A 2,822-nucleotide genomic window follows, 5' to 3' on the forward strand; every position below is an offset into this window, starting at 1 on the left:
GTCACCGGAAAAGACATCGAAACGGCATTGAAATACGGCAGTGCTTCAGCTTCCATTGTGGTGAGCAAGCACAGTTCGTCAGAAGCGATGCCGACTGCTGATGAAATCGTACAGCTTATTGAAGCACAGTCATAATTGAAAAAGATCGAGTAAAGGTGGGATCGTTTGTGGGCAAGAAAATTCGCTTAACAACAGCACAGGCGCTGATTAAATTCTTAAACCAGCAGTACATCCATGTAGATGGAAAGGAAGAGCCTTTTGTCGAAGGGATCTTCACGATTTTCGGTCATGGAAACGTATTAGGGATCGGGCAGGCGCTTGAGCAGGATGCAGGCCATTTGAAAGTCTATCAAGGGAAAAATGAACAAGGAATGGCGCATGCGGCCATGGCGTACAGCAAGCAAATGCTGAGAAGAAAAATATATGCGGTGTCTACATCCGTCGGACCTGGAGCGGCTAACTTGGTGGCGGCAGCCGGCACTGCATTGGCAAACAATATCCCAGTTCTCTTGATTCCGGCAGACACATTTGCGACAAGACAGCCAGACCCTGTACTGCAGCAAATGGAGCAAGAATACAGTGCGGCGATTACGACAAACGATGCATTGAAGCCTGTATCGAGATACTGGGACCGCATTACGCGCCCTGAGCAGCTGATGAGCAGTTTGCTGCGCGCGTTTGAAGTCATGACTGATCCGGCAAAAGCAGGTCCGGCAACGATTTGTATTTCTCAGGATGTTGAAGGGGAAGCATACGATTTTGATGAAAGTTTCTTCGTCAAACGGGTTCACTATATTGATCGCATGCAGCCGAGCGAGCGCGAGCTTCAAGGAGCGGCGGAGCTGATTAAATCCAGCAAAAAACCTGTGATTCTCGTCGGCGGAGGCGCAAAATATTCCGGTGCGCGCGATGAATTGGTCGCCATTTCTGAAGCCTATAACATTCCGTTAGTTGAAACGCAGGCAGGAAAGTCTACTGTTGAGGCTGATTTTGCGAACAACCTTGGCGGAATGGGCATCACAGGTACACTTGCGGCAAACAAAGCGGCCCGCCAAGCTGATTTGATTATTGGCATCGGCACAAGGTATACAGATTTTGCGACATCCTCTAAGACCGCTTTTGATTTTGATAAGGCGAAGTTTTTGAACATTAACGTCAGCCGAATGCAGGCGTATAAACTTGATGCATTCCAAGTGGTAGCGGATGCGAAAGTGACGCTTGGCAAACTGCACGTCTTGCTTGAAGGCTATGAGAGCGAGTTCGGCACAACGATCCGGGAGCTGAAGGACGAATGGCTAGCTGAACGCGAGCGTCTCAGCAAAGTGACGTTTAAGCGGGAAGCGTTTGATCCGGAAATCAAAAATCACTTTTCTCAAGAGGTCCTGAATGAATATGCTGACGCGTTGAATACGGAGCTTCCGCAAACAACGGCATTGCTGACAATCAACGAGACGATTCCTGAAGACAGCGTCATCATCTGTTCAGCAGGCTCACTCCCAGGAGATTTGCAGCGTCTGTGGCATTCTAATGTTCCGAATACGTATCACCTGGAGTATGGATATTCTTGCATGGGCTATGAAGTGTCCGGGACACTCGGTCTTAAACTGGCCCACCCTGACAGAGAAGTGTATTCAATCGTCGGAGACGGCAGCTTCCTGATGCTTCATTCTGAACTGATCACGGCGATTCAGTACAACAAGAAAATCAATGTGCTGCTCTTTGACAACTCAGGATTCGGATGCATCAACAACCTGCAAATGGATCACGGCAGCGGCAGCTACTATTGCGAGTTCCGCACAGATGACAACCAAATCCTGAATGTCGATTACGCGAAAGTCGCTGAGGGATACGGCGCGAAAACCTACCGTGCAAACACAGTAGAAGAATTAAAAGCTGCGTTAGAGGATGCGAAGAAACAGGATGTATCAACATTAATTGAAATGAAGCTGCTGCCTAAAACAATGACGGACGGCTATGACAGCTGGTGGCATGTCGGGGTGGCAGAGGTATCTGAACAAGAAAGCGTTCAGAAGGCATACGAAGCAAAAGAGAAAAAGCTGGAATCTGCGAAGCAGTATTAGAGGGGAGGCACCAAGATGGGCAAAAATGAAATCCTGTGGGGAATCGCTCCCATTGGGTGGCGGAATGATGACATGCCTGAAATTGGAGCGGGAAATACACTTCAGCATTTGTTAAGTGATATCGTTGTCGCACGTTTTCAAGGCACGGAGGTCGGGGGCTTCTTCCCCGAACCTGCCATCCTGAACAAAGAGCTGAAGCTTCGGAACTTACGCATTGCAGGAAAATGGTTCAGCAGTTTTATTTTGCGTGACGGACTTGGTGAAGCGGCAAAGGCATTTACCCTGCATTGTGAGTATTTGCAGCAAGTAAACGCGGATGTCGCAGTTGTCTCTGAACAAACGTACAGCGTGCAAAGCTTGGAGAAAAACGTGTTCACAGAGAAGCCGCACTTTACGGATGATGAATGGGAGCGGCTTTGCGAAGGGCTGAATCACCTTGGCGAAATTGCCGCTCAGCATGGATTGAAGCTTGTCTATCACCATCATCTCGGCACTGGTGTCCAAACAGCGGAAGAAGTGGACCGCCTGATGGCAGGAACTGACCCTGCGCATGTACACCTCCTCTATGATACAGGCCATGCGTATATTTCTGACGGCGATTACATGGGGATGCTTGAGAAGCATATCGGCCGCATTAAGCATGTGCACTTTAAAGATGCCCGCCTGAATGTCATGGAACAATGCAGGCTCGAAGGACAATCGTTCCGGCAATCATTTTTAAAAGGCATGTTTACGGTTCCC

Annotated in this window: 2 protein-coding genes and 1 pseudogene; all 3 read left to right on the forward strand. The window is 48.8% G+C overall.

From position 1 onward, the window contains the following. Positions 1–135, forward strand: a pseudogene (locus ACWHAR_RS19665) (5-dehydro-2-deoxygluconokinase); the annotation flags it as partial. Positions 136–167: 32 nt separating this feature from the next. Continuing rightward, positions 168–2,081 carry a 3D-(3,5/4)-trihydroxycyclohexane-1,2-dione acylhydrolase (decyclizing) gene (gene iolD / locus ACWHAR_RS19670; RefSeq protein ID WP_452087586.1) on the forward strand — a complete coding sequence of 638 codons (1,914 nt, stop codon included), beginning with the start codon at positions 168–170 and terminating at the stop codon, positions 2,079–2,081. 15 nt (positions 2,082–2,096) lie between these two features. Further along, positions 2,097–2,822: myo-inosose-2 dehydratase (gene iolE / locus ACWHAR_RS19675; protein WP_452087587.1), on the forward strand; the 726-nt coding region annotated here is incomplete at its 3' end.

The sequence above is a fragment of the Bacillus sp. LR--39 genome, assembly GCF_053613335.1.